Source organism: Sphaerochaeta sp. S2, assembly GCF_016406725.1.
In the GTDB taxonomy this organism is placed as follows: domain Bacteria; phylum Spirochaetota; class Spirochaetia; order Sphaerochaetales; family Sphaerochaetaceae; genus Sphaerochaeta.
This window is the reverse complement of record NZ_JAEKNT010000466.1, coordinates 1-3,563: the sequence shown is the minus strand read 5'-3', so window position 1 is coordinate 3,563 and position 3,563 is coordinate 1. Positions and strand designations below refer to the sequence as shown.

General features: G+C 46.1%; 4 protein-coding genes. 2 read left to right on the top strand and 2 right to left on the bottom strand.

Annotation, left to right across the window (positions count from 1 at the left end):
* Nucleotides 1–248: 248 nt before the first annotated feature.
* On the top strand, nt 249–569 hold the full coding sequence (locus JF818_RS13450; RefSeq protein ID WP_198892494.1) for a P-II family nitrogen regulator: 321 nt from the start codon (nt 249–251) through the stop codon (nt 567–569).
* Here the strand turns inward: JF818_RS13450 and JF818_RS13445 are convergent.
* Both JF818_RS13445 and JF818_RS13440 read right to left on the bottom strand, forming a co-directional pair.
* Nucleotides 541–1,800: an MFS transporter gene (locus JF818_RS13445; RefSeq protein WP_198892493.1), complete on the bottom strand. Its 1,260-nt coding sequence runs from the start codon at nt 1,798–1,800 to the stop codon at nt 541–543. The two genes, JF818_RS13450 and JF818_RS13445, sit on opposite strands and share 29 nt — an antisense overlap.
* 58 nt (nt 1,801–1,858) lie before the next feature.
* Complete coding sequence (locus JF818_RS13440) at nt 1,859–2,920, bottom strand: LacI family DNA-binding transcriptional regulator (RefSeq protein WP_198892492.1); 1,062 nt, start codon at nt 2,918–2,920, stop codon at nt 1,859–1,861.
* A 333-nt stretch (nt 2,921–3,253) separates the two neighbouring features.
* On the opposite strand from JF818_RS13440, the gene JF818_RS16495 reads away from it, so the two are divergent.
* Nucleotides 3,254–3,563, top strand: a 310-nt coding sequence (locus tag JF818_RS16495; RefSeq protein WP_233067866.1) for a lysophospholipid acyltransferase family protein, incomplete at its 3' end; no start/stop codon positions are given.

Genomic DNA, 3,563 nt, shown 5'->3' with positions numbered 1-3,563 from the left:
TGTTTGTCCCAATGAGGGAAAAGGTGAATGCAATAATGTCTACATTCTCGATGATTTCCCTCGTAAGCGCTATCTGGTCTTCTCTCCAAGTTTTCATGGGAGCCTCCTTACCTTCCTAGGATAATGCCTCTATAGTGACTTATATTGTCACAGTGTAGATTTTTCTCAATTCTTTTTCGAAAGGCAACCACTTTCCCATCACTCTTTTTCATTGTATGATAGGTACTTGAAATACGAGGAGGCAACCAATGGAAACACCCCACACCCTGATTACCTGTATTGTGAACAAAGGTATGGCAGAAACAGTCATGGATGCCGCCCGTAAAGCAGGAGCCACAGGCGGTACCATTCTTCCTGCACGGGGAACTGGAAAAGAGGAAGACGTCAAGTTCTTCGGTCACCCATTGGTTCCTGAGAAAGACATGTTGCTTATACTTGTCGGATCGGGATTGACAGGAAAAGTATTGGAAACTATCAAGAACCTACCTCTTCTTACCGAACCAGGTTCTGGAATTGCATTCTGCATTGATGTTGAGCGGTTTATCGCCTTTGGCGGTTCTCCTGAGTAGGCAATCTAAGGACCAGTCCCAACAGTAAACAGATTCCAGAAACCACCAGTATTCCAAGCCCAACGCCAAACAAGGTACTCATCCAACCCAAGAGGAGCGCGATACCTGCTGCAAAAAGAGACTCAGCTTGGGACTCCACCGAGAGCGCACTGGCAAGCGAAGCTTGATCCATCTGGTCACTCACATAGTGGATGCTCATGGGTTTTCGCAAATTCTCAAGGATATAGATTCCCAAATACAACACCACGGCCAAAGTTGCATAGGTTAGGTGCAAGAGCAGGCCACTTACCAAACCAAGAGATATACCGACAACCAACGTGATATTAAGGGGAGATGCAAGCTGGTTGAACCGCTCTGAAAACTTACCGGAATTGCTGGATGCGATCGCAGTGGTCGCATAGAGAATTGAATATACAATTCCCACTATCAATGCTGTTCTCTCTTGATCCTCATACGCCAACAAAATCGGAAGACTGAGTGCAAATGTTTGTAGAATTGGCTGTAAATAGTCCTTGAATGCCTTGTAGTACCCACTAAAGAGGGCCTGGCTGGAGATGGTACGCACCATGGACCAACTCTTCATTGTTTTCGCCAAGGACTGTAGAACTGCAGCAAACTCATCCCTTATTCGCTTATCACTTGTATGTCTGGGCCCATCCAAGTCCTTTGGATAGCTAACTATCAGGATCAAGTTCAGGACATAGGGGATAATGGTAAAGAGAAATATCGGGGCATAGGAACCATTGTAAAAGACCAGGAAAGCGGCGATCAACGCGGAGAGGGCAGCTCCCCGTTGTGACCAAGCACGGGTATTGCCATAGTAGTGGGTTTTCTGGTCTTCCCACCCTCTCATCCTCAGATAGTCAAAGATCATGGCCTTGTGGGTACCCGTTCTAAAAGCATCACCGAAGGCATAGAGGACCATGGCCATAAGCAGAATACCAAAATCCTGGGCAACAAAAAAGACAATGAAACTGAAGATGTAGGCAAGAAAAGAGAAGACCATAGTCAGTCTCCTGCCAAGACTGTCAGCAAACACCCCAGAGGGAATCTCTGTGATGTTGATCAGGATCTCCCGTACCGCATAGAGCGTTCCGATCTCCAAATAGGACAACCCCTTGTCCAAGAAGACCAACATCATAAATGGTTCATAGAACCGCAGATTCTTCAAGAACCCATATGCACTAAACTTGGCGTACTGCAAGTTTCTCTCAAATCCTGTCTTTGCCATCTTCTCACTCTCCCTGGAGAGATGTACCACCGAAGGGGTTATCTGTCAAACCAGTATACTACTCAGATTTTGGGATACCGGTAGAAGAGCGAACAATCAGGCGATTGTGATACTCAATTCTGGTTACCCCACTCCCCTCAAATACACGAGATGGCTTCTTGCTCATCTTCTCACAAACCAGTCTCACTGCACTTCTCCCCCCTTGGACGATGAAATGCTCTACACTGGTCAAGCCTACCCCGCCAAAGGAGGATGGATAGATGTTGTCAAATCCACAGACACTGTAATCACCGGGGATTGAAAAGCCTCCATCCTTGACTGCATCCATGACTCCGTATGCTACCATGTCATTTATTGCAACCATCGCAGTTACCTCTGGAGCTTCAGCAATACAACGCTCGGCTAGTACATACCCTGTTTCATGCTCAATATCAATGGTATTCAGTTCGGTAAGGGAGGGAATCTCACGTGTAAACAGGGTAAGCTTTGCCTCTGTCCCTGCTTGCTTGATCTGAGCTTTCAACCCTTCATAGCGGCGTACACGGGCACTGTGCTCACTGTTTAGACTGGTACAAAGATAGGCAATATTCCGATGTCCCAATTCCAGAAGATGCCGAGCAACCAAAACACCAGCGTTGTAGTTATTCACATCAACCGTATCCAGGCCTAGCTCATTCTGCTTATCACCTACTGCTACCACGGGTACGGTGGCACTTAACTCCCGTACCAATTCCGGTTGCTGGGGTATCATGGCAAAAACAACCCCTCCAACGGTAGGTTCCTTGGCAAATTCACATACCCGTTTTTCCTTCTCTGTATCCCAGTACGTAGTGCAGAGCATTGTCCCCAGTCCTTGCACATGAGCCTCTTGCTCCATCCCTTGGATGAGCGTAGCAAAGTAAGGATTTATGACCGAGGGGCATACAATTAGAAGAATACGTCGATCTTTCTTTGCCCGTTTGCTTACATACCCAAGCTCCTTGCTTACCCTATAGACGGTATCGATCGTTTCATCAGGAAAGCGTGAAAGGCTCTTTCCTGCAAGGATCATGGAAACACTTGCCGTCGATAACCCTACTTTCTCAGCAATATCCTGCAATGTCACGGATTTTCTTCTCATCGTTCTGCCTCTCTTACCAGTGGTTCAATATTAAACAGTATTAAGCATCCAATGCAAGAAAAACCGTTGCGTTATCAAATACTTTTTTAAGCACCTATGAAATAAACCCTCTATCAGATGATACCAACCGTACTTCTTACTTTCTTCACACATTCAAGGTGGACAAGAGCACCTCTCGTGAGGTACTCTTTTACAGAGAGGAAGCAAGTGTCTAAAAAACCACTTTTTATCCGCTTGGCCCAACCAACGTATGGGGCCATGATTTTAAAGCGTAATAAGATCCAAGTTGTTGGAATGGAATATTTGTCAGAACTGAAACCTCCTTTTTTAGTAATGGCAAATCATGCACACACCTTTGACCCATTTTTCATCTCCTCGGCATCCCCGGTTCATATCCGATGGGTAGCGGGCGCCTATCTCTTCAAGATGAAGGGAATGAGGAGCATGATGGAGAAATGGATTGGGGCCATCGCAAAACAACAAGGCAGAAGTGACTTATTCACCATTAGGGCAATCTCAGAATCCCTGAAACAGGGTGACAACGTCGGTGTCTTCCCTGAAGGGAAACGTACATGGGATGGAGAGCCAGCTGGTTTTGATGAAGCTATTGCAAAGCTGGTAAAGATATTCAAGGAAACTATCG

Coding starts and splice junctions, on each gene's coding strand:
- JF818_RS13440 (WP_198892492.1), bottom strand. CDS start 2,920: ATGAGAAGAAAATCCGTGACATTGCAGGATATTGCTGAGAAAGTAGGG.
- JF818_RS13450 (WP_198892494.1), top strand. CDS start 249: ATGGAAACACCCCACACCCTGATTACCTGTATTGTGAACAAAGGTATG.
- JF818_RS13445 (WP_198892493.1), bottom strand. CDS start 1,800: ATGGCAAAGACAGGATTTGAGAGAAACTTGCAGTACGCCAAGTTTAGT.